Origin of the sequence: Pseudomonas syringae KCTC 12500, from assembly GCF_000507185.2 — a bacterium.
In the GTDB taxonomy this organism is placed as follows: Bacteria; Pseudomonadota; Gammaproteobacteria; order Pseudomonadales; family Pseudomonadaceae; genus Aquipseudomonas; species Aquipseudomonas syringae.
Genome location: NZ_AYTM02000002.1, coordinates 1 through 25,145, shown reverse-complemented (window position 1 = coordinate 25,145; position 25,145 = coordinate 1). Strand labels below are relative to the sequence as shown.

The 25,145-nt window shown below is 59.5% G+C and carries 20 protein-coding genes and 5 pseudogenes; 15 read left to right on the top strand and 10 right to left on the bottom strand.

Features of this window, described 5'->3' with window-relative positions; all coding sequences use genetic code 11:
* Positions 1–541 precede the first annotated feature (541 nt).
* Positions 542–1,568: pseudogene (locus V476_RS00615) on the top strand (IS110 family transposase).
* 569 nt (positions 1,569–2,137) lie between these two features.
* Here V476_RS00615 and V476_RS00610 read toward each other — a convergent pair.
* The gene (locus V476_RS00610; RefSeq protein ID WP_024961177.1) at positions 2,138–3,229 is read right to left on the bottom strand and encodes an alpha/beta hydrolase; all 1,092 of its coding nucleotides are present in this window, start codon (positions 3,227–3,229) and stop codon (positions 2,138–2,140) included.
* A 230-nt stretch (positions 3,230–3,459) separates the two neighbouring features.
* On the opposite strand from V476_RS00610, the gene V476_RS00605 reads away from it, so the two are divergent.
* From V476_RS00605 to V476_RS00590, 5 genes and pseudogenes are all read left to right on the top strand, one after another.
* Positions 3,460–4,551 (top strand): sugar diacid recognition domain-containing protein, encoded by a 1,092-nt coding sequence (locus tag V476_RS00605; protein ID WP_024961176.1) that lies wholly within the window; start codon positions 3,460–3,462, stop codon positions 4,549–4,551.
* 111 nt (positions 4,552–4,662) lie between these two features.
* Positions 4,663–5,802 carry a glycerate kinase gene (locus V476_RS00600; RefSeq protein WP_024692846.1) on the top strand — a complete coding sequence of 380 codons (1,140 nt, stop codon included), beginning with the start codon at positions 4,663–4,665 and terminating at the stop codon, positions 5,800–5,802.
* Between the two features lie 173 nt (positions 5,803–5,975).
* Positions 5,976–6,746 (top strand): annotated as a pseudogene (locus V476_RS29225) (HAMP domain-containing protein); the annotation flags it as partial.
* Complete coding sequence (locus V476_RS29220; RefSeq protein ID WP_412779295.1) at positions 6,735–7,601, top strand: methyl-accepting chemotaxis protein; 867 nt, start codon at positions 6,735–6,737, stop codon at positions 7,599–7,601. The pseudogene V476_RS29225 and the gene V476_RS29220, both read left to right, overlap by 12 nt.
* Positions 7,602–7,726: 125 nt before the next feature.
* Positions 7,727–8,971 (top strand): D-mannose isomerase, encoded by a 1,245-nt coding sequence (locus V476_RS00590; protein ID WP_024961174.1) that lies wholly within the window; start codon positions 7,727–7,729, stop codon positions 8,969–8,971.
* A gap of 47 nt (positions 8,972–9,018) precedes the next feature.
* On the opposite strand, the gene V476_RS00585 is transcribed toward V476_RS00590, so the two are convergent.
* Positions 9,019–10,107, bottom strand: a complete 1,089-nt coding sequence (locus V476_RS00585) for an AbrB family transcriptional regulator (protein ID WP_024961173.1) — start codon at positions 10,105–10,107, stop codon at positions 9,019–9,021.
* 106 nt (positions 10,108–10,213) lie between these two features.
* Between V476_RS00585 and V476_RS00580 the strand changes: the two genes are divergently transcribed.
* On the top strand, positions 10,214–11,116 hold the full coding sequence (locus V476_RS00580) for a LysR family transcriptional regulator (protein WP_024961172.1): 903 nt from the start codon (positions 10,214–10,216) through the stop codon (positions 11,114–11,116).
* Positions 11,117–11,126: 10 nt separating this feature from the next.
* On the opposite strand, the gene V476_RS00575 is transcribed toward V476_RS00580, so the two are convergent.
* On the bottom strand, positions 11,127–11,645 hold the full coding sequence (locus V476_RS00575) for a nucleoside 2-deoxyribosyltransferase (RefSeq protein ID WP_024961171.1): 519 nt from the start codon (positions 11,643–11,645) through the stop codon (positions 11,127–11,129).
* Between the two features lie 169 nt (positions 11,646–11,814).
* Between V476_RS00575 and V476_RS00570 the strand changes: the two genes are divergently transcribed.
* Positions 11,815–13,518, top strand: a complete 1,704-nt coding sequence (locus V476_RS00570; protein ID WP_024961170.1) for a VRR-NUC domain-containing protein — start codon at positions 11,815–11,817, stop codon at positions 13,516–13,518.
* On the opposite strand, the gene V476_RS00565 is transcribed toward V476_RS00570, so the two are convergent.
* Positions 13,494–13,796, bottom strand: a complete 303-nt coding sequence (locus tag V476_RS00565) for a hypothetical protein (protein ID WP_024961169.1) — start codon at positions 13,794–13,796, stop codon at positions 13,494–13,496. The two genes, V476_RS00570 and V476_RS00565, sit on opposite strands and share 25 nt — an antisense overlap.
* Positions 13,797–13,905: 109 nt before the next feature.
* Complete coding sequence (locus V476_RS00560; protein WP_024961168.1) at positions 13,906–14,190, bottom strand: hypothetical protein; 285 nt, start codon at positions 14,188–14,190, stop codon at positions 13,906–13,908.
* 518 nt (positions 14,191–14,708) lie between these two features.
* Here V476_RS00560 and pstS point away from each other — a divergent pair.
* From pstS to pstB, 4 genes are all read left to right on the top strand, one after another.
* The gene (pstS, locus tag V476_RS00555) at positions 14,709–15,734 is read left to right on the top strand and encodes a phosphate ABC transporter substrate-binding protein PstS (RefSeq protein WP_024961167.1); all 1,026 of its coding nucleotides are present in this window, start codon (positions 14,709–14,711) and stop codon (positions 15,732–15,734) included.
* Positions 15,735–15,815: 81 nt separating this feature from the next.
* Positions 15,816–16,811 (top strand): phosphate ABC transporter permease subunit PstC, encoded by a 996-nt coding sequence (gene pstC, locus V476_RS00550; RefSeq protein WP_003315456.1) that lies wholly within the window; start codon positions 15,816–15,818, stop codon positions 16,809–16,811.
* Positions 16,808–17,692: a phosphate ABC transporter permease PstA gene (pstA, locus tag V476_RS00545; protein WP_003396464.1), complete on the top strand. Its 885-nt coding sequence runs from the start codon at positions 16,808–16,810 to the stop codon at positions 17,690–17,692. Before pstC ends, pstA begins: the two co-directional genes overlap by 4 nt.
* On the top strand, positions 17,692–18,471 hold the full coding sequence (gene pstB, locus V476_RS00540; RefSeq protein WP_002553918.1) for a phosphate ABC transporter ATP-binding protein PstB: 780 nt from the start codon (positions 17,692–17,694) through the stop codon (positions 18,469–18,471). Before pstA ends, pstB begins: the two co-directional genes overlap by 1 nt.
* On the opposite strand, the gene V476_RS00535 is transcribed toward pstB, so the two are convergent.
* Both V476_RS00535 and V476_RS28770 read right to left on the bottom strand, forming a co-directional pair.
* Positions 18,472–19,401 carry a LysR family transcriptional regulator gene (locus tag V476_RS00535; protein ID WP_003426270.1) on the bottom strand — a complete coding sequence of 310 codons (930 nt, stop codon included), beginning with the start codon at positions 19,399–19,401 and terminating at the stop codon, positions 18,472–18,474.
* Positions 19,402–19,685: 284 nt separating this feature from the next.
* The gene (locus V476_RS28770; RefSeq protein WP_248833013.1) at positions 19,686–19,859 is read right to left on the bottom strand and encodes a hypothetical protein; all 174 of its coding nucleotides are present in this window, start codon (positions 19,857–19,859) and stop codon (positions 19,686–19,688) included.
* A gap of 11 nt (positions 19,860–19,870) precedes the next feature.
* On the opposite strand from V476_RS28770, the gene V476_RS00530 reads away from it, so the two are divergent.
* Positions 19,871–20,638: an alpha/beta fold hydrolase gene (locus tag V476_RS00530; protein WP_248833012.1), complete on the top strand. Its 768-nt coding sequence runs from the start codon at positions 19,871–19,873 to the stop codon at positions 20,636–20,638.
* 68 nt (positions 20,639–20,706) lie between these two features.
* On the opposite strand, the gene nirD is transcribed toward V476_RS00530, so the two are convergent.
* Complete coding sequence (gene nirD / locus V476_RS00525) at positions 20,707–21,093, bottom strand: nitrite reductase small subunit NirD (RefSeq protein ID WP_003315451.1); 387 nt, start codon at positions 21,091–21,093, stop codon at positions 20,707–20,709.
* Positions 21,093–23,650 (bottom strand): annotated as a pseudogene (nirB, locus tag V476_RS00520) (nitrite reductase large subunit NirB). Before nirB ends, nirD begins: the two are co-directional and overlap by 1 nt.
* 122 nt (positions 23,651–23,772) lie before the next feature.
* Here nirB and V476_RS28520 point away from each other — a divergent pair.
* Both V476_RS28520 and V476_RS26390 read left to right on the top strand, forming a co-directional pair.
* Positions 23,773–24,021: a hypothetical protein gene (locus V476_RS28520; RefSeq protein WP_154390288.1), complete on the top strand. Its 249-nt coding sequence runs from the start codon at positions 23,773–23,775 to the stop codon at positions 24,019–24,021.
* A 260-nt stretch (positions 24,022–24,281) separates the two neighbouring features.
* Positions 24,282–24,830, top strand: a pseudogene (locus V476_RS26390) (GNAT family N-acetyltransferase).
* Between the two features lie 4 nt (positions 24,831–24,834).
* Here V476_RS26390 and V476_RS00510 read toward each other — a convergent pair.
* Positions 24,835–25,145 (bottom strand): annotated as a pseudogene (locus tag V476_RS00510) (collagenase-like protease); the annotation flags it as partial.

Here is a 25,145-nt window from a genome sequence, read left to right as displayed (position 1 = left end):
AAAAATGTAGGAGCTAACGTGTTCGCGAAAGTACCCTTACAGCCGCAGAAGATTTGGCGTTCAAAACACCGCCTTCGCGAACAAGTTCGCTCCTACAAAAGCACCCCATGCTCAAGCGTACGGCAAAAATGCAGGAGCGAACTTGTTCGCGAAAGTACCCTTACAGCCGCAGAAGATTTGGCGTTCAAAGCACCGCCTTCGCGAACAAGTTCGCTCCTACAAAAGCCCCCATGCTTGAGCGTACGGCAAAATGCAGGAGCGAACTTGTTCGCGAAAGGGCCCGTACAGCCGCAGAAGATTCGGCGCTCAAACAACGCCTTCGCGAACAAGTTCGCTTGTATGGTAAGACTTGAAGGGAGGAGGAGGGACTTAGTTCGCTTCTGACTGTTCGCGCAGTACAGACCCGTAGGAGATTTCACCCCTCCTCCTTTCACCCAAGCGCCGATAAAGAATGCTTAAGGCTCACAACCTACGATAGAAACAAGCCTGCGCCTCTGGGTGGCCCCTTCAAGTCTGTAAACCTTATCCCCGAGGAGGCGTTATGGCAATGCGGGTTACTCTGGAAAAACCGATCATCGGTGTAGATGTCGCCAAGAATGAGCTGGTGATCTACCACGATCAATATGATCGACTTGAGGCAATCCCCAATACCAAAGTCGCCATCACCCAATGGCTGAAGGCCTTGGCGAGCAGCTGCGCCATCGCCATCGAAGCCACTAACGTCTATCACGTCCTGTTCGCGGATGCGGCCCACGAAGCAGGCTGTGACGTTTATATGGTGGATGGCTATCAGCTCAGTCATTACCGTAAAGGCGTCAACATACGCGCCAAAACCGATGCCCAAGATGCTCGTTTGTTGGCCCGATACCTGAAAAACGAGCTTGATGAGTTGCGGCCCTGGATACCTGCGAGCCCGCTTTATCGGCAGCTTCTGAGCCTGTTCCGACGTCGTGCAGCCTTGGTTCAGGCTCGTACTGGCCTGGTACAAAGCTGGACCAACGAGCCTTTTCTGAGAACAGCGTTCGCCAATCAGGTCAACTCGATGAAACGATTTGAGGCGCTCGTTGAAAAGAAGATTCGCGATGTACTGCAGGAAGCCGGGCTGATGAGGCAGGTCAACCGCTGTATGAAAGTAGAAGGGATCGGCTTTCTGACTGCAGCTCGCTTGGTCACTTCTTTTCAGCGAGGCGAGTTCAGCGGAGCGAACGCCTTTATCGCGTTTCTTGGGCTGGACCTGAGAGTATCCAAATCAGGGCAAAGTGATGGACCTCGTCGATTGACCAAACGCGGCGATCCAGAAGCCCGACGGTTGCTGCACAACGCGGCTATGTCCGGGAGCCGTACGCCGGCCTGGAAGCCTTTTTATGAAGAGCAGAGAAAGCGTGGCTTTAGTACAACTCGCGGCTATGTCCGGGAGCCGTACGCCGGCCTGGAAGCCTTTTTATGAAGAGCAGAGAAAGCGTGGCTTTAGTACAACTCAAGCGCTGGTCATGCTCTCCCGAAAGTTGGCTCGAGTAGTCTTCGCTCTGTTAAAGAACCAGAGCGAATATCAAACAAAAGTGGCTTGAGGGCTTTCCCAAAACCATAGAATCTCCTACAAAAGCCCCCATGCTTGAGCGTACGGCAAAATGCAGGAGCGAACGTGTTCGCGAAAGGGCCGTACAGCCGCAGAAGATTTGGTGTTCAAAACACCGCCTTCGCGAACAAGTTCGCTCCTACAAAAGCACCCCATGCTCAAGCGTATGGCAGAAATGCAGGAGCGAACGTGTTCGCGAAAGGGCCCGTACAGCCGCAGAAGATTTGGCGTTCAAAGCAACGCCTTCGCGAACAAGTTCGCTCCTACAAAAGCACCCCATGCTCAAGCGTATGGCAGAAATGCAGGAGCGAACGTGTTCGCGAAAGGGCCCGTACAGCCGCAGAAGATTTGGCGTTCAAAGCAACGCCTTCGCGAACAAGTTCGCTCCTACAAAAATCCCCATGCTTGAGCGTACGGCAAAAATGTAGGAGCGAACTTGTTCGCGAAAGGGGCCGTACAGCCGCAAAAGATTCGGCGCTCAAAACAACGCCTTCGCGAACAAGTTCGCTCCTAAATAGGCGTGGCCCCCGGTATCAACAATACAAGGGCGGCGGTTGCGTACTACGGCGTTGCGTTCAGCACGCCGAGCATCACGTGTGTCTGCCACTCGAAATACGGGTTGAAGGTCAGCCGCGCATGGATCTTGCCCGGCTCGGTGTAGCCCCAGTCCGAATACCACACCGGCTCGCCCGCCATGCATTTGGCGGTGTCCGGTGTGCTCTGGCCGTTCCAGCAGATACGCTGGCTGCCCGATAGGCCGTAAAGCGGATTGTCCGCTGAAAAAAGCAGGCCCATGTGTGAGAAGCGGCTGATGCGGTATTCCGGCAGGTAGTCCTTGCGCGCCTCGACGCGTGGCGTATTGGCAGCCCGGGCGGGCAGGTCGCCGTACCAGATCAGCCGACTGGCGGGATTACTGAAGCGCTGGCTGAAATTATCCAGCACGTAATCAGTGTCGAGTACCGAGTCGTGCTCGGCGATGGCGATGAACACCGGCTTGTCATAGCGCCGCTGATGCAAACGGTCCTGGGCCAGCGCGCTGCTGCGATAGAACTGGGCAAAACCATTGGTGGGCATGTTCATGTAACGAACCGGCGTCTGCATTGGGCGCAGGCCTTCGTTCGGCGCGGCAAGCCAGGGTCGTGCCCAGCCGATCCACGGGGTCAGCCAGGCATAGCCGCTGTTGGAGCGAAATGCCGGCGAGAACAAGAGCAGACCGGCGATTTCGTCATGACCATAGGCGTAATCGAGGACCAGATTGGCGCCGGTCGAAAAACCGCCCAGATAAACCTTCGGCACTTCGCGACCGAGCAACTGCGCCTGTTCGCGCACCACTTGCTGCCACTGTTCGAGGCGCACGTCGAGCATGTCTTCGGGCTTGGTGCCATGCCCCGGCAACAGCACGGTTCGGACCAGATAGCCCTGAGCGGCGAGCGTCTGTGCCACGTCATGAAACGACCACGCCGAATCCCCCAGGCCGTGCACCAGCAGCACGCCGCCCTTGGGTGTCCCGCTCGGGGTCCACTGGCGCGGCGCGTTCCAGTCCAGTTCGGCCTGGTGGTCGGCGGTCTGGAAGTTGCGCTGGTTGCGGATCAGCTCGAGGGTCTGCTGACGGTAGTCTTCAAAGCGTTGCTTTGGCTCTTCGCTTTCTGCCATTGACGTGCAGGCTTGCAGGGTCAGCAGCGACAGCAGGCTGGCGAGTCGGAATTTGATCAAAAGGGGGCCTGTGCACACATATTCGAGGGTTCAAAAGGTCGACGCGGGCACTCTGCCATGTACGTCGCGCCCGTGCCTACTTTCAGGCACACTCGGGCGTTCTATAACTTCAACAAAATGTATCCATATGCCCAACCATTGCAAGCCTCGCCACGCGTCAGGAGTCGTTCATGTTCGCCCTTGATCGAGCGCTGGCTCAGGACATCGTCGACCGGGCCATGGCCATCCTGCCGTACAACGTCAATGTCATGGACTACCTGGGCATCATCATCGGCAGCGGTGATGCCGAGCGATTGTGTACCCGTCATGAAGGCGCGCAGCGAGTGCTGGCCAACCGGCAGGTGGTGGAAATCGATTCCCTGGCGGCGTCGCAACTCGGGGGTGTCAAGCCCGGCGTCAACCTGCCGCTGATGCTCGACCATCAACTGGTGGGCGTGCTCGGTATCACTGGCGAGCCGGATGAGGTGCGGGTGTATGGCGAATTGGTGAAGATGACTGCCGAGATGCTCATGGAACAGCGTCGTCAGCAGGCTGATCTTCAATGGCGGGCGCAGCGCAGCGAAGACCTGCTGGCTCGCCTGCTGTTGCCGGAGTGTCCCGACAGCCTGGTGGATGAAGCGCGCCAGCTGGGTTTGCAGCCGCACCTGGCGCGTCAGGTGGTGCTGCTGCAGTTTGGCGAGGAGGGGCTGGCTGCCAGCCAGGCTGCCAAATGGCTTGGCACGCGCTACGCCGACAGCTGGTGCGTGCTGCGCGAGCCCACCTTGCTGTACTGGTGCCGCGCGACGGGCAAGGAGCGTGACGATGCGCTGCTGCTCAAGCAGTTCGATGAACACCACTGGCCAGTGCAGCGTATGGCCACCGTGGCGCAATCGGCAGACCTGCCCACCCTGCGCCAGGCCTGCGCCGCAGCGCGGGATCTGCTCGACTACGCCAGCCAGGCAAGGCCGGCGCAGCGTCTGCTGCGTCTTGAAGCGTATCGGTTGCCGGTGCTCTTCTGGCGCTACCGGCATGACTGGCTGGCGGAACACGTCGCCGAGCCGTTGGAGCGTCTGCACACGCATACTCAACTGCTCGACACCTTGTGCAAATGGTTCGAGTACAGCGGCGAAAGTCAGGCCTGCGCCGAAGCGCTGGGTATCCATCGCAACAGCCTGCGCTACCGGCTGGAGAAGATTGGCGAGTTGACGGGCTGCGATCCCTACAAGACCGACGACCTGCTGCGGCTGTACCTGGGGGCGCAGATGATCACTCGCCAGACCTGAAGCCGGGTTTTGTTCAAACGCCCGAGAATGGCGACGGATCATTGTGCGATCGACAGGCGGAAAGCACGGTTTTGAATGAGAGCATTCGAGTACCGGATCTGGAGAACAACAATGAAAATAGTCATCGCCCCCGACTCGTTCAAAGACAGCCTCAGCGCCCAGGCAGTTGCCGACGCGATCGCCAGTGGTGTGGCAGAAGTCTGGCCGCATGCCGAGCTGATCAAATGCCCGATGGCAGACGGCGGGGAGGGCACCATCGAGGCGCTGCTGGCTGCCTGCAATGGCGAGCTGATGAGCGCCAGCGTCAGCGGCCCGCTAGGCGCCCCGGTCACTGCCCACTGGGGCTGGCTGGCGGAGAGCAGGACCGCAATCATCGAAATGGCCATGGCCAGTGGCTTGCAACTGCTGACCCTCGCACAACGCGACGCCTGTGTGACCAGCACGGAAGGCACCGGCCAATTGATCTCGGCGGCACTGGATGCAGGAGCCCGTCGGGTGATTCTGGCCATCGGCGGCAGCGCAACCAACGATGGCGGCAGCGGCATGCTTACAGCCTTGGGGGCGCGCTTTCTGGATGCCGACGATCAGCCTCTGGCGCCCGGTGGGCTCGCGCTTGCCGAGCTGGCGCGTATCGATCTGAGCGGTTTTGATCCACGCTTGTCTGACGTGTGCATCGAGATCGCCGCCGACGTCGATAATCCACTCTGCGGACCGAATGGCGCCTCATCTATCTTCGGCCCGCAAAAAGGCGCATCGCCCGAGCAGGTCATGGCGCTGGACGCCGCGCTCGGCTGTTTTGCCGACCAAACGGCTCAGGTTCTCGGCGAGGACTTGCGCAACAGTCCTGGCAGCGGTGCGGCTGGGGGCATGGGCTTTGCCGCCAAGGCCTACCTGAAGGCCTCGTTTCGTGCCGGCGTGGAAGTGGTGGCCGACCTGACCGGGCTGGAGCAGGCGTTGATCGGTGCCGATCTGGTCATCACCGGCGAAGGCCGTTTCGACGCGCAAACCCTGCGTGGCAAGACCCCGCTTGGCGTTGCGCGGGTCGCCCAGCGTCGGCAAGTGCCGGTGATTGTGCTGGCGGGAACTCTGGGCGAAGGCTACGAGCAGCTGTACGCGCATGGCATCGGCGCAGCCTTTGCTCTGGTCAGCGGACCAATGAGTCTCGAGCAGGCCTGCCGCGATACCCGCCGCCTGTTGCACGAGCGCGCGCGCGATGTGGCGCGGCTCTGGCAGATGGCTTCGGGCGGCTGATGACAGCACTGTGATCAGCGAACACCGGCCCAGCTATTGGCCGTTACTTTAAGCAACCCTGCAAATGATCGCAGGCCGTCCTAAAGAATTGCCTGACCAGGGCGATACGCTGTCGGTTGTCTGACAACTTCGCGTCGGATACTGCCCTCCAAAAAATATAAAGAGCCCTGGTCATGAATTTACGCAAACTCACTATCGCTCGTCGTGCCGGTCTGGGTTTTACCCTCATTTCCCTGTTGGTGGCTTTGCTGGGGTGGTTTGCGCTGGCGCAGATGTCGACCATTCGCCAGAGTGAAGTGGCGGTGGAGACCAACTGGCTGCCCAGCATGCGAGTGGTCAACGATATCCGCGAAATCATGCTGCGCATTCGGACCATTTCCTTGCGCATGGCGCTGGACACCGATCCTGCGAGCATTCCGACCTACCGTGGCCAGCTGGACGTACGCCTGGGCGATCTGGACAAGAAGCTGTCTGTCCTCAAGACCTTTGTCGACACTCCGGAAGAGAAGTCGCTGACCGACCAGTTCATGGTGACCATGGGCCAATACCGCAGTGCGCTGGACCGCTCCTTTGTACTCGCTGGCCAGAGCGACAGCGTCGGGCTGAACAAGCTGCTGCTGGTCGACATGAAGCAGATCGTCGACGGCTCCGGCAAGCAACTCGGTGACCTGGCGGACTTTTATGTCACCAAGGTCGATGCGGAAGGCAAGTCGGCCGAGGCCCAGTACGACAAGTCGCGCGACATCGTCATTATCTTCGTGGTGATTGCTGCGCTGTGCACCATCGGCCTGGCGCTCTGGCTGACCCGCAGCATCGTCGGTCCGCTGCAGCGTGCGGTAACCGCTGCCGAGCAGGTTGCCAACGGCGACCTGACCCATACCATCGAAGTCGATGGCGAAGACGAAGTCACCCGACTGTTACGTGCGCTGGCGATGATGCAGGTCAATCTGCGTGAAGCCATGCGCCACATCGGCAGTTCGGCCACCCAACTGGCATCGGCCGCTACCGAGCTCAACTCGGTCACCGAAGACAGCTACCGCGGCTTGAACCAGCAGAATGCAGAGATCGATCAGGCCGCTACAGCGATCAACGAAATGACCTCGGCAGTAGAAGAAGTTGCGCGTAATGCCGTGTCCACGTCGGACGCCTCAAACCAGTCCAGTACCTCGGCATTGGCGGGCCAGACGCGGGTGATCGAGACGGTGCAGTCGATCCAGACGCTGACCGACAACGTACAAACCACTTCGACGCTGGTGCAAAACCTTGCCAATCAGTCGCAGGACATCGGTAAAGTGCTGGACGTGATCCGCTCGATTGCCGAGCAGACCAACCTGTTGGCACTCAACGCCGCCATCGAAGCGGCACGTGCAGGCGAGTCGGGCCGTGGTTTCGCGGTGGTGGCGGACGAAGTCCGGGCATTGGCGCATCGCACCCAGCAGTCGACCCTGGAAATCGATTCGATGGTCAGTGCCATGCGCAGCGGTTCGGCGCAGGCACTCGATTCGATGAACACCAGCCGCGATCGGGCCGACTCGACGTTGGCGCTGGCCAAGGGCGCGGGCGAGTCCTTGAGCGAAATCACCTCGTCGATCAATCAGATTTCCGAGCGCAATCTGGTGATTGCCAGCGCGGCGGAAGAGCAGGCGCAAGTCTCGCGTGAGGTCGATCGCAATATCGTCAACATTCGCGATCTGTCCATGCAGTCGACTCAGGGTGCCAACCAGATCAGTGCGTCGAGCCACGAATTGTCGCGTCTGGCGGCCGACCTGAGCCAGGTGGTCTCACGCTTCAAGGTGTAAAACCCTACATTGATACAGGTTGTGTCCGCTTGCCGACGATCGACCGGACGCGCATTATGCCCTCGGTCGAAATGACCTCCGGTACAGTCTGGGCACAACCTTATCGAAGGGGGCGGCATCGCTTCATGAATAACAATAATCAAACCTTCAGCAGTTGGCTGCGCTCGCCAGCCCATCACCAGTGGCTGGCACTGGAAGGCAATCGTTTGTTGACCTTCGCCAAGGCTTCGAGGCTGGACAACGGCTTTGGCAGTCTTGATGACTACGGTCGGCTGATGGTCGGTGCCACAGCAGGAACCATGAACACGGCGCGCATGACCCACTGTTTTGCCATGGCGCATGCGCAGGGCATCCCTGGCTGTGCTGCGCTGGTCGATCACGGTATCGCCGCACTGCGCGGACCGTTGCACGATGCCGAACACGGCGGCTGGTTCAGTGCCGCGCTCGAAGACGGCGGCAAGACCGACAAACAGGCTTATCTGCATGCGTTCGTCGCACTGGCGGCCAGTTCTGCCGTGGTGGCGGGGCGGCCTGGCGCGCAGGCATTGCTGTCCGACGCCATCCAGGTGATCCAGACGCATTTCTGGAGCGATCAGGAAGGCGCCATGCGTGAGTCGTTCGCGCGGGACTGGAGCAATGAGGAATCGTATCGCGGCGCCAACAGCAACATGCACAGCACCGAAGCCTTCCTTGCACTCGCCGATGTGACGGGTGACGCGCAGTGGCTCGACCGGGCGCTGAGCATTGTCGAGCGGGTTATCCATGAGCATGCCGGTGCCAACAACTTTCAGGTCATCGAGCATTTCACCCAGGACTGGCAGCCGCTTGCCGATTACAACCGGGAAAACCCGGCTGACGGTTTCCGGCCCTTCGGCACTACGCCGGGGCATGCCTTCGAGTGGGCGCGGCTGGTGTTGCATCTGGAGGCTGCGCGCCGTCAGGCCGGACGCGCCAACCCCGAATGGTTGCTGGACGATGCCCGCCAACTGTTTGCCAATGCCTGCCAGTACGGTTGGGATGTCGATGGAGCACCGGGTATTGTCTACACCCTCGACTGGCAGAACCAGCCGGTGGTCCGTCATCGCCTGCACTGGACTCACTGCGAGGCGGCCGCTGCTGCTGCCGCATTGCTGCAACGTACCGGCGAGCAGCAGTATGAAGACTGGTATCGCTGTTTCTGGGAGTTCAACGAGACTCTGTTCATCGATCATGAACATGGCAGCTGGCGCCATGAGCTGAACGAGCGCAACGAGCCCAGCGCAGACATATGGCCCGGCAAGCCGGACCTTTATCACGCCTATCAGGCCACGTTATTGCCGGTGTTGCCGCTGGCGCCAAGCCTGGCCAGCGCTCTGGCGGGGTTGGAATAAACCACTGGGTCAAGCCTGGTCTGTCGCCTCAAGCCTGAAATCTGAAGTCAAAGCGCAGGGATGCGTTTGTCGGTCAGGCGGATGATCTGCCGGGCCAGGAAGCTACCGGTCAGGATCACGCCGAACAGGCGCAAGGTCTGCATCGCCAGTACGAAACCGACGTCGGCATGTGTATCGATGGCAATAATGGCCATGGTGTCCAGGCCGCCCGGGCTGGTCGCCAGGTACACAGAGAGATAATCCTTGCCCAGCATCACGGCAATCAGCCAGGCCGACACGGCGCAGAGCACGATCAACAGCAATGAGGCCAGAATCATCATCGGCAGCCGTCTCCAGACGTACTGCACCGTCGGCCGGTCGAAACGCAGGCCGACGTAGCAGCCTATGGCACCGTAAGCGATGGGTAGCAACCAGGCCGGAACGGTGATCTGCATCACGCCACTCAGTTGCAGCGCGCCGCCCAGCATCAGTGGCACCAGCAGGGCACCTGCCGGGAGGCGCGAGCCGAGGGTCACGCCTGCGGCAATCACTGCCAGGCTCAGCGCAAGGTCGACAAGGTTCAGGCTGGGCAGTACCGCTGCACTGGTGTGCAGGGCCGCAGCGGAATCCGGGGCGCCGATGAAATGGCTGACCAGCGCGCCGATAGTGACCACGCAGACGACGCGCACATATTGCATGGTGGCGACGATGCGCGAATCGGCACCGTAATCCTCGGACATCGCGACCATTGCCGAAGCCGCGCCCGGTGACGTGCCCCAGGCTGCGGTGTTGCTCGGGATACCGGCAAAGCGCACCAGCACCAGCCCAACCGCCGCGCTAAGCACCACCGTGAGGATGGTCGCCAGAAGCATGACATGCCATGAATGAAGGGCGGTGAGCAGCACGCTGACTGACATGGCATGCGCGATCAGCACGCCAACCGTGCCCTGACCGAGTTGAAAGGCCCGCTTGGGCATGCGGATGCTGGCACCTGATACGCCAAAGCCGATGGCGACCAGCATGGGCCCGAGGAACATTGCAGCAGGCATATCGAACAGTTTGAGCAGTTGCCCGGCAATGCCGGCTATCAGGATCAGACCCGCCCATTGAGCCAGCGGGGAAAGGGAGGAAAGCGAAAAGCGTGAAGCGTTTGACAAGGACGTTCTCCTTGATTGGGGTAAATCACATACACACAGTATCGACTTCGCAACCCATCAAGTCTATTTTCTAATAATCATGAATTGATAACTTTGGTTGATAGATATGGACTTGCGCGATCTCACCTATTTCGAAACCATTGCCGAGCTGGGGCACCTCGGACGCGCTGCGGAGAAGCTCAATCGCAGTCAGCCAGCGCTGACCAAAAGCATTCAGCGCCTCGAGGAATCATTCGGCACGCGACTGTTTCAACGTGACGGCCGACGCATCAAGCTGACCCCCGTAGGCGAGCTGCTCCAGGCGCGTGGCAAGGAATTGCAGCAAAGCATTGCCCAGACCCAGCGCGAGATCCGGGATTTCGCCATTGGTATGGTGGGTAACATTCGTGTCGGCTGCGCCGCGACCATGGCGGAATATTTGATGCCGAAACTGACTTCGGCCTTGTTGCAGCGTACCCCGGACGTCACCTTGAAACTGGTGATAGGCCAGGATGACCTGCTGCGTGAGTCGTTGCGCTCGGGGCAGCTGGATATGATCATCTGCGCGCTGGCGCCCGACAGTGAAGACGTCACCAGCTTTGCCATACTCAGGGACGAAGCCGTGGTGGTGGCCAGCAAGAATCATCCGATCTTCAAACCGTCGTTGAAAATGAGTGACCTGTGCGCGTATCGCTGGGTACTGCCGCCGGTGAGTGTTTCATCGCGCAAATGGCTCGACGCGACTTTCGCCGCTCACGGCCTGCCACTGCCCACGGTGCAGATCGAAGCGAACTCGATCTCGCTGCTGCCGGGGCTGATTGCGCGCAGCAATCTGTTGAGCTTCATTGCCCGCGAGTCGCTGGAGTTCGGCAAGACCATGCAGCACCTGCGCGAGGTGCCGCTGGAGCAAACCACCCTTAAACGCACCATCGGCGTGACACTGCGCAAAGGCGGTTACCTGTCACCCGCGGCAGAAGGTATGTTGCAGATGCTGCGCGATAATGGCGGAGACTTTCTCGGTTGGGGGTGACAGCCTGCGTTCAGCCGCTCGCCGGCAGGGCCTGAAAGCCACTCAGGTACTTTGCCAGCGCCTCTGCGCCCAGCTCCACGGTCGAGCTGGTGCCCGCCCAACTGCAGGCGAGCATCAGGTTGCGCGGCAAGTCGAAGTCTTCAACCGCAAACCCATTGGCGTCGAGACCGTTTTCATCGTGGGGAACCAGCTCGCGCAGCGACGCCACTGGTTCAAAGTACGCCCACACCGGTTTGTTCAGTGCGACCGCCATCCCGACTTCGAATGCGGTGCCTGAATCCGGCTCCAGACCACGGAACACGTTGAGGTTGACCAGCATGGCAGTGCAGCGGTGGATCATCGCGACATTCATCGAGTAAATCTGCTGCGCGGTCTCATGTGCTGTCCGTCCGTGTGTGACCTCATTGTCGAACGGGTACAAACCCTCAAGCCCGTGTGCCGCGCACAATGCCTTGAGATAGCGTCCATGTTCCACGGCGTCGGTCCTGAACACGTCGAAGCCTGCGAGATAAACCAGTGGCGCGTGCATATTCGTCTCTCGGCTGCAGATATTATCCCGCCGATTCTAAGGCTGACCGCATGCCGGCGATACATGCCATTGATCGGCCGAAACACGATCAGCAGGCGTTTACGCTGGAATCTGTACGGATAACCAGTATCCTTGTTCAGTCTGCTCATTTGTCATGTGAACGCTGGCCTTGAATACTTCGCCCCTCGACAACCCGTTTTATTACCTGGAAAACTTCCGTCAGGTCCTTGACTGGATTGCCCGGCGCTATGATGACCTGCTCGATGCGAGCGAGCGCCGCTTCATCAGCGAGTTTGCCGAGCTGCCGGTGCCCTCCCAGGGTTTGCTGGTGCGCATGGTGATGCGCAAAGGCGTGTTGTTTCGGGCCAGCAAACTCGGTTATGTCGAGATTGGCGACCCTCATGACGCGGTATTGCCGCTGCTGGCGCGGGAGTGGGTCGACAGCGCTCCGCCGCTGGGCCTGAGCGAGCTGTTCCAGCTGCTGCGTCGGGATGAGTTGAGCCAGTGCTTCAAAGACCATGCGGTCAAGGGCCCTGAGCGCAAGCAGGAATGGTTCGAGCGCTTGCAGCCGATGTACCCGTCGCCGCAGTCCCTCGAACAATGGCACCCGACCTTGCCCGACGCCGTATTCGGCCTGAAGATCATGCCGCTGTGCGATCGCCTGCGCTTGCTGTACTTCGGCAATCTGTACCAGGAATGGTCTGAATTCGTGCTGGCTGACCTGGGTATCTACCGCTACGAGAAAGTCGAGTTTTCGCTGGAGTCGCGCGGCATTAACCAGCGTGCCGACATCGATGTGTGCCTGCAATTGCATGCCTGCCGGGAAGCGCTGGAAACCTGCCTGGAACTGCGTGCGCTGGCCGAGCGTGTCATTGCCATCGAGTGCGGTAACCCGTGGTTGCTCATGCGGCGCGGCAAACTGCTGTTTCGTATCGGGCAACAGGCCGAACGCATGCAGGACTGGCCTTTGGCGATGGCGGTGTATCGTCAGTCGGGTTACCCCGGCGCGCGCTCAAGGCAAATCCGCGTACTGGAGCGCAACGCCGAGTACGCAGCGGCGCTGGCGCTGGCGGAACAGGCCCGTCTTGCACCGGAAAGTGATGCGGAGGTCCAGCACCTGTCACGCGTATTGCCACGCCTGCAACGCAAGCTCGGCCTGACGGCAGCGCGCAAGCGCACGGTGCGCGCCATTGCGCGGCTGGACGTACAGGTCTCGCCAGTATCGGGAATGAGTGTCGAGCGTCTGATACGCCTGCACCTTGAAGAAGAGCAGGGTGGGGAGGTGCATTACGTCGAAAATGCGCTGATCAATTCACTGTTCGGGCTGCTGTGCTGGCGAGCCATTTTCGCCCCGTTGCCGGGTGCATTCTTTCATCCGTTTCACAGTGCGCCGAGTGACCTGTACAGCCCTGACTTCTATCAGCGCAGAGCATCGTTGTTCGATGCCTGTCTGCTGCAACTTGAATCGGGTGAATACCTGGCGACCATTCGTGAGCATTTTGAAAGCAAACACGGCCTGCAATCACCGTTTGTTTTCTGGGGTGCACTGACGCCGGAGCTTCTTGAACAGGCGCTTTACTGTTTGCCGGCAGAACACTTGCTTCGCTGGTTTCGTCGGCTGTTGCAGGACATAAAAGCCAACCGGACAGGGATGCCCGATCTGATCCAGTTTTTTCCGGAACAGCGTCGTTATCGAATGATCGAGGTCAAGGGGCCGGGTGACCGCCTCCAGGACAACCAACTGCGCTGGCTGGACTTCTGTGCCGAGCATGGCATGCCGGTGGAGGTGTGTTACGTGCAGTGGGCGACTGACGACAGTGTCTGCGTCAGTAGCGACCTGTCAGATCATCAAGGGGCCTTGTGCCCGTCCTGACTGTCCTGGTGATCCGCATCGTGGGGTTGTTTCGAGTCGTGAGGCTTGTCATCCGCACTGCCGTTCTTTCCAGGCAACGGATCCATGCCTTTGGTGCCGGGGCTTGTGCCTGGCGCGCCGGGGCTGGTGCCGTCGACGTTCTTTTCCGTACCGGTGCCGGGCACTTTTGAGCTGTCGCTGACCGGGTTGGTCGGGCCGGTCGAACCGGCAAACGCGCTGGTGCCCGACAGGGCCAAAAATGCCGCGAGGCTTATCGCCCCCAATCTACTCCTGATCATTATGCAAACTCCGTGAATACTTTGATTGAAACAGTACTTGATTGAAACGGTGACGCGAGAAGGGTAGACCCGCGGGCAGGGCATGGTCCTGCCCGCGTAAGACGCCTGATTATTGAGTCTTGGTCTTTTCAGTGACGGTGCTCTTGTCGTGCGTGCCGTGTGTAGCCTTGTCGTGCTTCATCGAACGCTCGGCTGCCGCTTCTTTGCTTTCAGTCTGCACGCCTGGAGTCTCGGACGAGGTGCGGTCCATCGGCTGGGTATTGGTGCCCGGCAGTTTGGTCGCATTCTTGTTAATCGGGGTTTCAGGGGTAGTGGTCGATTCGGCAAAGGTAGCGCCTGAAGCTACAGCCATCAGGCCAGCAAGAGTCAGGGCAGTCAGTTTGGTCTTGATCATGGTGCTTACTCCGTTGTTTTAAAGTACTCACGTTGGTCATTGGCCAGTGGCCATAGGTGCCGTCGAACCCGACGAACGGTAGATATGTTCGATACATGACGGCTTACGTCGTTGCTATCAGCCGTGAGAGTGATCGCGCGCTCTTTTCGGTCCTCATACACCGCCTTAGCGCCGTCGAAAGCGGATTTTTAAGTTGATTTAGCTATAACGTGACCGCTTGGTCATTTACAACGATTCTTAAAATCACACTTTCTTACATTTTTATAACGCAGCTGGCATTCCGCTATCTGATGAGTGGTGGCAGAACGCTATTTGGCTTGGCGCCACGCAAATAGCCCGTAAACATTGGCTTTCAAAGGGTTTTTCACCACCAGCGACGTAAGAAATTACTTACAAAAACGTTCCGCGCCCGACACGATTCGTTGGATTGTCATTAAACAGCAACATTTGAGGTTTTAAATCCGCCTCGGGCCTCCTTAAGTGGACCACCACACAATCTCCTGGACTGAGGTATTACCGTGATTCTGCTGACTAAAAAACGCTTGTCGCTTCTGATCGCATCGCTGTGCCTTAGCGGTGTGGCTCACGCGACTGATGTAACAGGCGCTGGTTCGAGTTTCGTCTACCCGGTTATTTCGGCGTGGTCCCAGGACTACAGCAAGAGCAAGGATAACCGTATCAACTATCAGTCCATCGGTTCGGGTGGTGGTATTGCCCAGATCAAGGCTGCGACCGTTGACTTCGGCGCATCCGACGCCCCGATGTCCGCAGAAGATCTGCAGGCTGGCGGTCTGGGTCAGTTCCCGAGCGTGATCGGCGGTATCGTGCCGATCGTCAACGTCGAAGGCGTCGAAAGTGGCGCACTGAAGCTGGACGGCCCAACCATCGCCAAGATCTTCATGGGCGACATCAAGAAGTGGAACGACCCTGCAATCGTTGCCCTGAACCCTGATTTGAAAGATCACCTGAAAGATGTGGCGATCACCGTCGTTCACCGTTCGGACGGTTCGGGCACCACGTACAACTTCACCAACTACCTGAGCAAAGTCAGCCCGGAGTGGAACGAGAAGCTGAAGTTCGGTTCGACCGTACAGTGGCCAGCAGGCGTGGGCGGCAAGGGTAACGAAGGTGTTTCGGCCTACGTGAAGCAGATCAAGGGTTCGATCGGCTACGTCGAGTACTCCTACGCGACCGCCAACAAGCTGTCCTACACTCAGCTGAAAAACGCTGCCGGCAAATTCATCAAGCCTGATGCCAAGGCATTTGCTGCCGCCGCTGACACTGCCGACTGGGCAAGCGCCAAAGACTTCAACCTGATCATGACCAACGCGCCTGGTGAGGCTGCATGGCCGATCACCGCGACCACCTGGATCATCATGTACAAGAAAGCCAAGAACGAAGAGAAAAGCACGGCTGCTTTCGACTTCTTCAAGTGGTCCCTGGAAAACGGCCAGAAGCAGGCCGAGAAACTGGAATATGTAGCATTGCCAAAATCGCTGGTTGATCGCGTGGAAAGCTACTGGAAAACGGAATTCACCAAGTAAGTGATTCAACCCGTACCACCCCTGTCATCAGCCGCGATATCGGCTCGGTGACAGGGGCTTTTCCTTGCGAGTGGCCTCAACATGACTGAAAACACCCAATACCTGTCCGCTAACGTCTCCGCTGGTGAGTCCGAGGGCGAGAAGCGCGCCAAACGGGATCATCGTCATGACCTGTGGTTCAAGCGTTCATTGCAGGCTGCAGCGATGCTGGTGCTTGCTTTGCTGGGTTGTATTGCCTTGTCGACCCTGTGGGGCGGCAGTCTGGCATTCCAGACTTTCGGGTTTAGCTTTCTGACCAGCACCGAGTGGGACGTGAACGCCGGCAAGTTCGGCGCCCTGGTTCCAATCTACGGGACCCTGGTTACCTCTTTTCTGGCTTTGCTGATCGCCGTACCGGTGAGTTTCGGCATTGCAATCTTTCTTACCGAAGTAGCGCCGCCTTGGTTGCGCATGCCGATCGCCTCGGCCATCGAGCTGTTGGCCGGTATCCCTTCGATCATCTACGGCATGTGGGGGCTGTTTGTCTTCGGCCCATTCATGGCTGAACACCTGTCGCCGTGGATCACCGAAAACCTTGGCGCACTGCCGCTGATCGGTCCGATGTTCCAGGGGCCACCGTTGGGTATCGGCATGCTGACCGCCGGTATCGTGCTGGCGATCATGATCACGCCGTTCATTACCTCGGTGATGCAGGAAGTCTTCCGCACCGTGCCCGTAGCCCTTAAAGAATCGGCCTATGCACTGGGCGGTACAACCTGGGAAGTGGTCTGGGACATCGTGCTGCCTTACACCCGTTCGGCCGTTGTCGGCGGTGTGTTCCTCGGGCTGGGACGCGCGCTCGGCGAAACCATGGCGGTAACCTTCGTACTGGGCAACGCGCATCAGTTCTCGGCTTCGCTGATGATGCCGAGCAGTTCGATCGCTTCGGTGATCGCCAACGAGTTCAACGAGGCCTATACCGACTTGCACCGTTCCGCACTGATCGCCCTCGGCTTCCTGTTGTTCGTCGTCACCTTCATCGTGCTGGCCCTTGCACGCCTGATGCTGTCGCGCCTTTCGCGTAAGGAGGGGTTATGAGTAAGGATGTGACCGGCAGCGAGCACCTGTATCGGGTTCGCAGTTTCAAGAACAAGATTGCGATGGTGCTCAGCTGTGGTGCTACTGCCTTCGGCCTGCTATGGCTGGTGTGGATTCTGCTGACCACCATCATCAAGGGCATCGACGCGCTCAACCTGCAACTGTTTACCGGCATGACTCCGCCGCCTGGTACCGAGGGTGGCCTGGCCAACGCGTTCTACGGCAGCGTGCTGATGTCCGGCATCGGCCTGCTGATCGGTACGCCGATCGGCCTGATGGCCGGCATCTGGCTGGCCGAATTTGCCCGCTACACCAAACTGGGCAACACGGTTCGCTTCATCAACGACATCCTGCTGTCGGCACCTTCCATCGTGCTCGGTCTGTTCGTCTACACCGTCGTGGTACTGCCACTCAACGCGGTGACAGGCCATCAGGTGGGCTTTTCGGCGATTGCCGGTGCGCTCGCACTGGCATTGCTGGTGATACCGGTGGTGGTGCGTACCACTGACGAAATGATGCAACTGCAACCCTCGACCATGCGTGAAGCTGCGCTGGCGCTGGGTGTACCGCAATGGAAGCTGACCCTGCAAATCGTCCTTCGCGCGGCCAAGGCGGGTGTGGTAACCGGCGTATTGCTCGCATTGGCACGCATCACCGGCGAAACCGCGCCGCTGCTGTTCACCGCTTTCGGCAACCAGTTCTGGAGCAGCGATCTGCTCAAACCCATCGCCAGCGTTCCGGTGGTGGTTTTCCAGTACGCCATGAGCCCGTTCGATGACTGGCACTCCCTGGCATGGGCCGGTGCGCTGGTCATGACCTTGTTCGTACTGATACTGAGTCTGCTGTCTCGCTTAATTCTTCTGCGCAATAGGGCGTCCTGATGAACAACCTTTCCCTGGCCAACGAAAAAACCAAGATCCAAGTACGCGGTCTGGAGTTTTTCTACAACAACCAGAAGTCGTTGAAGTCCATCGACATGACTATCCCCGAGAAGCGCATCACTGCGATCATCGGCCCGTCGGGTTGCGGTAAATCGACCCTGCTGCGCGTCTTCAACCGCATCTACGCGATGTACCCGAAGCAGGAAGCACGCGGTGAAGTGCTGCTCAATGGCGAGAACATCCTGGCGCCAGGCTATTCGATGAACCGCCTGCGCAGTCATGTGGGCATGGTGTTTCAGAAGCCTGTGCCGTTCCCGATGTCGATTTACGACAATATTTCCTACGCCATCAAGCACCACGAAAAACTGTCGCGTCGGGAAATGGAAGATCGCGTCGAGCAGGCCCTGCGTGGCGCGGCCTTGTGGGACGAGGTCAAGGACAAGCTCAAGCAGAGCGCGACCGGCCTGTCCGGTGGTCAGCAGCAGCGTCTGTGCATCGCCCGCACCATCGCACTGCGTCCTCAGGTATTGCTGCTCGACGAGCCAACCTCGGCACTTGACCCTATTTCCACAGGACGTATCGAACAACTGATCACCGAGCTTAAAGAGCAGTTCACCGTAATCATCGTGACTCACAACATGCAGCAGGCGGCGCGTTGCTCCGACTACACGGCCTTCATGTTCATGGGGGAACTGATCGAGCACGGCGACACCGATACCATCTTCACCAAGCCCTCCAAGACCCAGACCGAAGATTACATCACCGGTCGTTTCGGCTGATCATCCGGCCAGGGCGGGCGCTTCCTGGCGCTCGCCCATGAACTCCTCGATCCTGCTGCGCAGCCAACGCTCGGCAGGGTCGCTGTCCATCACACTCAGCCACGTCATTGACAGGTCCAGCCCCGGCGTGGGGAAGGGCAGTGGCTCGTCATACAGCAAACCCAAGGCGCTCATGGCCTTTGCCGCGTAGTCGGACAGCCCCGAAATCATGTCGGTGCCGGCCATCAAGGCGGGCAGGGTGGCGAACTGCGGCACCGACAACACCACCTGCCGCTTGCGCCCCAGCGCGGTCAGCCACTCATCGGAGAAACTATTGACGCTCGCAACGTGCGACACCACCACGTGCGGGCGTGAGCAGTATTCGTCCAGGCTCATGGGGCTGGCAGGCTTGTCGGCGCGCACCAGCCTCGGCTGCACGTTACGCAGGGTCTTGCGCTTGGCGTTGGCCGGTAGTTCACGGGTCAGGCAGACGCCAACGGTGATATCGCCGGACATCAGCACTTCGGAGATATTCAGGTAGTCGACATGCTTGACCACGATCACCACGCCGGGCGCTTCCAGGCGGATGGCCTTGAGCATCGCCGGCAGCAGGCCGAATTCGACGTCATCGGTCAGGCCGATGCGAAAGGTCATTTTGCTGACTGATGGATCGAAGTCGGTGGTCAGGCTGAGCGCCGTGGACATGGCGTCCAGCGCGGGCGTCAGGTGCTTGAGAATCTCGTGGGCGCGTGCAGTGGGTTCCATGCGGTGGCCGACGCGGATGAACAGCGGGTCGTTGAGCAGACTGCGCAGGCGATTCAAGGCAGCGCTTATCGTGGGCTGGCCGAGAAACAATTTTTCGGCTGCACGGGTGACGTTACGCTCCTGCATCAATGTTTCGAATACCACCATCAGGTTGATGTCGGCCTTGCGCAGTTCATTTCGATTCATTGCTGTTCCTTGGCATCAGACCCGGATGGCCAAAACGGCCGATAACGGGTGGCTAAGTCTAGGCAGTCCGCACAGAAGGCGTCCAGCATTTTGCCCCAACATGATGAAACGTCTGCTTACGCTTCTTCAGGCAGGAAAAGGGCGAATCTGTAGGGGGAAACAGGGTCTACTGGCGGGCCTGCGGTTTAACGTAAAAACCGCCGTGGATTCCCGATCCCTAGCTACAGGAGGTGCCCCTTATGCGGGCTGCAAAGATTGCCGGCATGTTGATGTCGTTGACGCTGTCAGGCGTAGCACTGGCTGAGACGCCCGGTTATGGCCAGCAACTGGAAGGTTTCACGTACCCCCATGCGCTGCACAAATTCAGTTTCCAGTCCCAGGGCCAGACGCTGGAAATGGGTTACATGGACGTCGCGCCCGGCGGCAAGGCGAATGGCCGCACCGCAGTGCTGCTGCATGGCAAGAATTTTTGCGCTGCGACCTGGGAAGACACCATCAAGGGACTGAGTGCCGCGGCTATCGCGTTGTCGCACCGGATCAGATCGGTTTCTGCACCTCGACCAAGCCGGAGCACTATCAGTACAGCTTCCAGCAGTTGTCGATGAATACCCATGCGCTGCTGGAAAAGCTGGGTATCGACAAGGCCTCTGTGATCGGTCACTCCACGGGCGGCATGCTCGCTACGCGTTACGCGTTGATGTACCCGAAACAGACCGAGAAGCTGGTGATGGTCAACCCTATCGGCCTCGAGGACTGGAAAGCACTCGGCGTGCCGTACCGCAGCGTCGATCAGTGGTATGAACGAGAGCTGAAGACCACCGCCGAAGGCATTCGCGCCTACGAGCAGAAGACCTACTACGATGGTCGCTGGAAGCCTGAGTATGACAAGTGGGTCGACATGCTGGCCGGTCTGAACAAAGGGCCGGGGCACAAGATCGTGGCCTGGAACTCGGCGTTGATCTACGACATGATTTTCACCCAGCCGGTGTTCTACGAGTTTCCCAAATTGCAGGTGCCGACGGTGCTGATGATTGGCGATGCCGATACCACTGCCATCGGCAGCGACATCGCGCCGCCTGAGGTCAAGGCGAAGATCGGCAATTACAAGGTATTAGGCAAGCAGGTGGCGCAGATGATCCCGGGCGCCAGGCTGGTGGAGTTCAAGGGCAAGGGCCATGCCCCGCAGATGGAAGACCCGCAGGGCTTCAACAAGGCGTTGGTCTCCGAGCTTCAATAAGCTGCAAGAAATGCCCCGCAGCAACCTGGTTCGACAGCGACCAGGTTGTCTGCGATCGGCATTGTCGATTAAACGGCAATCTCTACCTGATCACCCTTGAGCCTTACCGGCCAGACGTCGAGCCGCTGTTCCGGGTATTCGATGCAACTGCCGTCGTGCAGACGAAAGTGCTGCTTGTACAGCGGCGAAGCGATGACCAGCTCGCCCGCGATCTGCCCGATCAGACCACGCCCGATCACGTTCGCCCCGGATTTGGGATCGCGGTTGTCGATAGCAAAGAGCTGCTCGCCCTGTGCGGTTTCGGGCAGGTAGAACAGCGCGACCTGCGCGCCGTCCAGCCATGCCACGACGCCTGAATTGGCGACCAGATCCGCGCGCCCACACAGCGTCTGCCAGTGCGGCTGCGCTGCCGTGGGCGCATTGTCGCCGGCAAGTATTGTCTGAGACGCGTTCATCACACTACCTCCTTGAACAACGGAATAAGGGCCAGCTCTTCGGGTTTTGCCGGACGGCGCTGGGCGCGTTCCTTGACGAACTGCACGTCGGGGTCAGCACGCCCGTCGTTGACGAAAGTGCGGAAACGCTTGAGCTTTTCCGGGTCCTTGAGGGCGTTGGCCCATTCGCATTCGTAGCGGTCGACCACCAGTTGCATCTGCGACTCCAGCTCTGCGGCCAGGCCCAGGCTGTCGTCGATGATGACCGCCTTGAGATACTCGAGGCCGCCTTCCAGCGTTTCACGCCAGACCGAGGTACGTTGCAGCTTGTCGGCGGTGCGGATGTAGAGCATCAGAAAGCGGTCGATGTAACGAATCAGGGTTTCGTCATCCAGGTCGGTGGCGAACAACTCGGCGTGACGCGGACGCATGCCGCCGTTACCGCACAGGTACAGGTTCCAGCCGTTCTCGGTGGCAATTACGCCGACGTCCTTGCTCTGCGCTTCGGCGCATTCGCGTGTGCAGCCGGACACGGCGAACTTGAGTTTGTGCGGCGAGCGCAGGCCCTTGTAACGGTCCTCAATGCGCAGCGCCATGGCGACGCTGTCCTGCACGCCGTAGCGACACCAGGTGCTGCCAACACAGGATTTAACCGTACGGGTCGACTTGCCGTAGGCATGGCCGGTCTCGAAGCCTGCCTCGATCAGCTCGCTCCAGATATCCGGCAACTCGTGCAGCTGCGCGCCGAACAGGTCGATGCGCTGGCCGCCGGTGATCTTGGTGTACAAGTCGTATTTTTTCGCCACGGCGCCAATCGCAATCAGGCCGTCTGGGGTAATTTCACCACCCGGAATACGTGGCACCACCGAGTAGGTGCCGTTTTTCTGCATGTTGGCCATGAAGGTGTCGTTGGTGTCCTGCAGTGGCACCAGCGAAGGCTCGGTGATGGGGCGGTTCCAGCACGACGCCAGGATCGAGCCGACTGCGGGCTTGCAGATGTCGCAGCCATGCGCGCCTTTGCCATGGCGAGTCAGCAGCTCGTCAAAGGTCTCGATGCCTTCGACGCGCACCATCGAGTACAACTCCTGGCGGGTATAAGCGAAGTGTTCGCCAGAGGCTTTTGTCGACCGCCACACCGCGGGCCATCAGTTCATGCTCGAAAACCTGTTTGAGCAGTGCGGTGCAACCGCCGCAACGGTGGCCGCCTTGGTGCAGGACTTGATTGCGGCCAGATCGGTGCAGCCATTGTCGATGGCCGAGCACACGGCGCCTTTGCTGACGTTATGGCAGGAGCAGATGGTCGCTGTGGCGGGCAGGGCATCGGCGCCCAGCGTCGGTGCGCCTTCGCCACGCGGCAGAATCAGGCTCGATGGATCGGCGGCAGCGGGATGCCGTTCTGCGCATATTGCAGCAGCGTGTCGTAGTAGCTGTTATCGCCGACCAGCACCGCGCCGAGTACCTGCTTGCCATCGGCCGACACCACCAGGCGACGGTAGCTGGCGGTGGCTTCGTCAATGAAGCGATAACTGACGGCCCCGGCCAGCGCACCGTGCGCATCGCCGATGGAGCCGACGTCCACGCCCAGCAGTTTGAGCTTGGTGGACATGTCGGCGCCGAAGAACGCGTCAGTATCCTGTTCGCACAACTGCGCTGCCACGCCACGGGCCATTTGATAACCGGCGCAACCAGGCGAACACACTGCCGTTCCAGGCTGCGCATTCGCCGATGGCATAGATATCGGCGTCGCTGGTGCGGCAATGCTCGTCGATTGCGATGCCGCCGCGTGGGCCGAGCGCCAGTTCACACTGACGGGCCAGGGCGTCTTGCGGGCGAATACCTGCGGAGAACACGATCAGGTCGGTTTCGAGAAACTCGTCATTGGCAAAGTTCATGCGATAGCGGTACTGCTTGCCGTCGCTGATCGACTGCGTGGCGCGGGACAAATGCACGCCGACGCCCAGCGCTTCGATACGCGCTTTCAACGCAGCGCCACCGAGGTCGTCCAATTGCACCGGCATGAGACGCGGCGCGAACTCGACGACATGGGCTTCCAGCCCCAGCGATTTAAGCGCATTGGCTGCTTCCAGCCCCAGCAGTCCGCCGCCGACCACGACGCCACGGCGGGCTTTCGACGCGGCATAGCGAATGCTGTCCAGGTCCTCCAGTGTGCGATAGACCAGCCGGAGTTGCCTCGGGCGCCTTCGATAGGCGGTACGAACGGGTAGGAGCCGGTGGCCAGAATCAGCTTGTCGTACCCGAAGCAGCCTTCGGCGGTGATGATTTCGTGACGATCACGATCGATCTCCAGCACCGGTACGCCGAGGTGCAGCGTCAGGCCGGGTTGTTCGTAAACGGACATCTCGCTCATGGCCAGCGATTCGGCGTCGCGGCCAGTGAAGTATTCGGACAGGTGCACGCGGTCGTAGGCGCGCTGTGTTTCTTCGCCAAAGACGTGGATGCGATAGCGTTCGAGTGCGCCGCCTGCTATCAACTGCTCGACGCAATGATGTCCGACCATGCCATTACCGACGACGATCAGGGTTTTTACATCGTTGGGGGGGAAGACTGTGGTGTTCATAGCGAGTCCCGGCCGAGGCCAATCAGGTTTTTCAAAGCAAAAAAAAAGCGCCCGGAACCGTTCGGTTCCAGGCGCCTTTGCCTGTTGTCTTATTGGGTATTCGGGGGTGCCATCGAGCCACGTTGCCGGAAGCAACCCGAGTAGCCCTCTGGTCTTTGCGAGACTGGCGATCCACGTCGATCAACCGGGGCGGCCCGACCACCTTCATGGTGGGGTTGTTGAGGATTATGCAGAGGTTGTGCCAGCTTGCGCCGGCAGCGCTTCAAGCCCGAATGGGCAATGCCCGCAAGGCCGCGCAGCGTTTACAGCCGCATCTGGCGCAGGATTTTTCCTGCCTTGCATTGGTGCGCATCAAGGGGGCTGCGCTGTAAAGCTGTGCGCTGTACGCGGAGCGTGGGCACGATAACGGCGTGCCTGCGGTCTGTCCCGCGGTCGCTCCCACGGCCTTCGGCCAGAATCAAAAGCGGACTTGCGTATAACGCTGAGCGTTCCGCGTGGGAATGCCTGCCGTGACGCTCCGCGTCGCAATTCTGCGCCGCGCCGCCTGCTCTATAGTTAAGCCGTGCGTTCAGAAGCCCAAGGCTGGCGTAACATGTGTATCACCCTGCAATTCCCCAATAAGTCCGTGCTCATGAACATCACTATCACTGAAGTACACCCCTCCGAGATTCCGCACACCGTCGATTTCGTCATGCGCGCGCGTGCCGCGATCTTTCCCTTGCTCGACACCGTCACCGTTCCGCCCGATCTGGCCGGTTTCGAGCAGGTGTATCTGAACGGTGAGGACGGCAAGTTCCTGATCGCCCGCTGTGAAGGGCAGATCATCGCGGCTGTGGGCTACCTGCCTTACGATCATCGTTTCCCGCAGTTCGATTACCGCGGGCGCAGAACTGTCGAGATCGTACGTCTGTTCGTCACGCCGGAGTTTCGCGGCGACGGGCTGGCCAGCCGCTTATGTCAGGCGCTCTGGGCTCATGCCGAGGTAGGCGGCATAGAGGTTTTGTACCTGCATACCCATCCGTTTCTGCCAGGCGCGATTCGTTTCTGGGAGAAAACAGGGCTTTGCTGTAACCGATGTGGAGAGCGATCGGTGTGGAACACCACTCATATGGAGGCGCGTTCTTTAAGAGGCCTTTATCAGAAGACAGAAAGGGGCTGGCAGGGCGCCAACCCCTTGTAACCGATCAGTGCGGAGAACGATGGCGCGCAGTCTTGAGCAGGTCTTCCGGCGTGATGTGGCGACCACCGATTTGGCCGCCGCGCTGCCAGGTAGCGGCAAGTCGAGAATGTGACCTTTCATCTTGCCGATCACGTGCATTTCGCAAGGCTTGCAATCGAACTTGAGGGTCAGCACTTCATCACCGTGCACCAGTTGCATAGGCGCGACCTTGGTGCGCACGCCTGTCACACCTTTGGCCTGTTTCGGGCACAGGTTGAACGAGAAACGCAGGCAATGCTTGGTGATCATCACCGGCACTTCGCTGGTCTCTTCGTG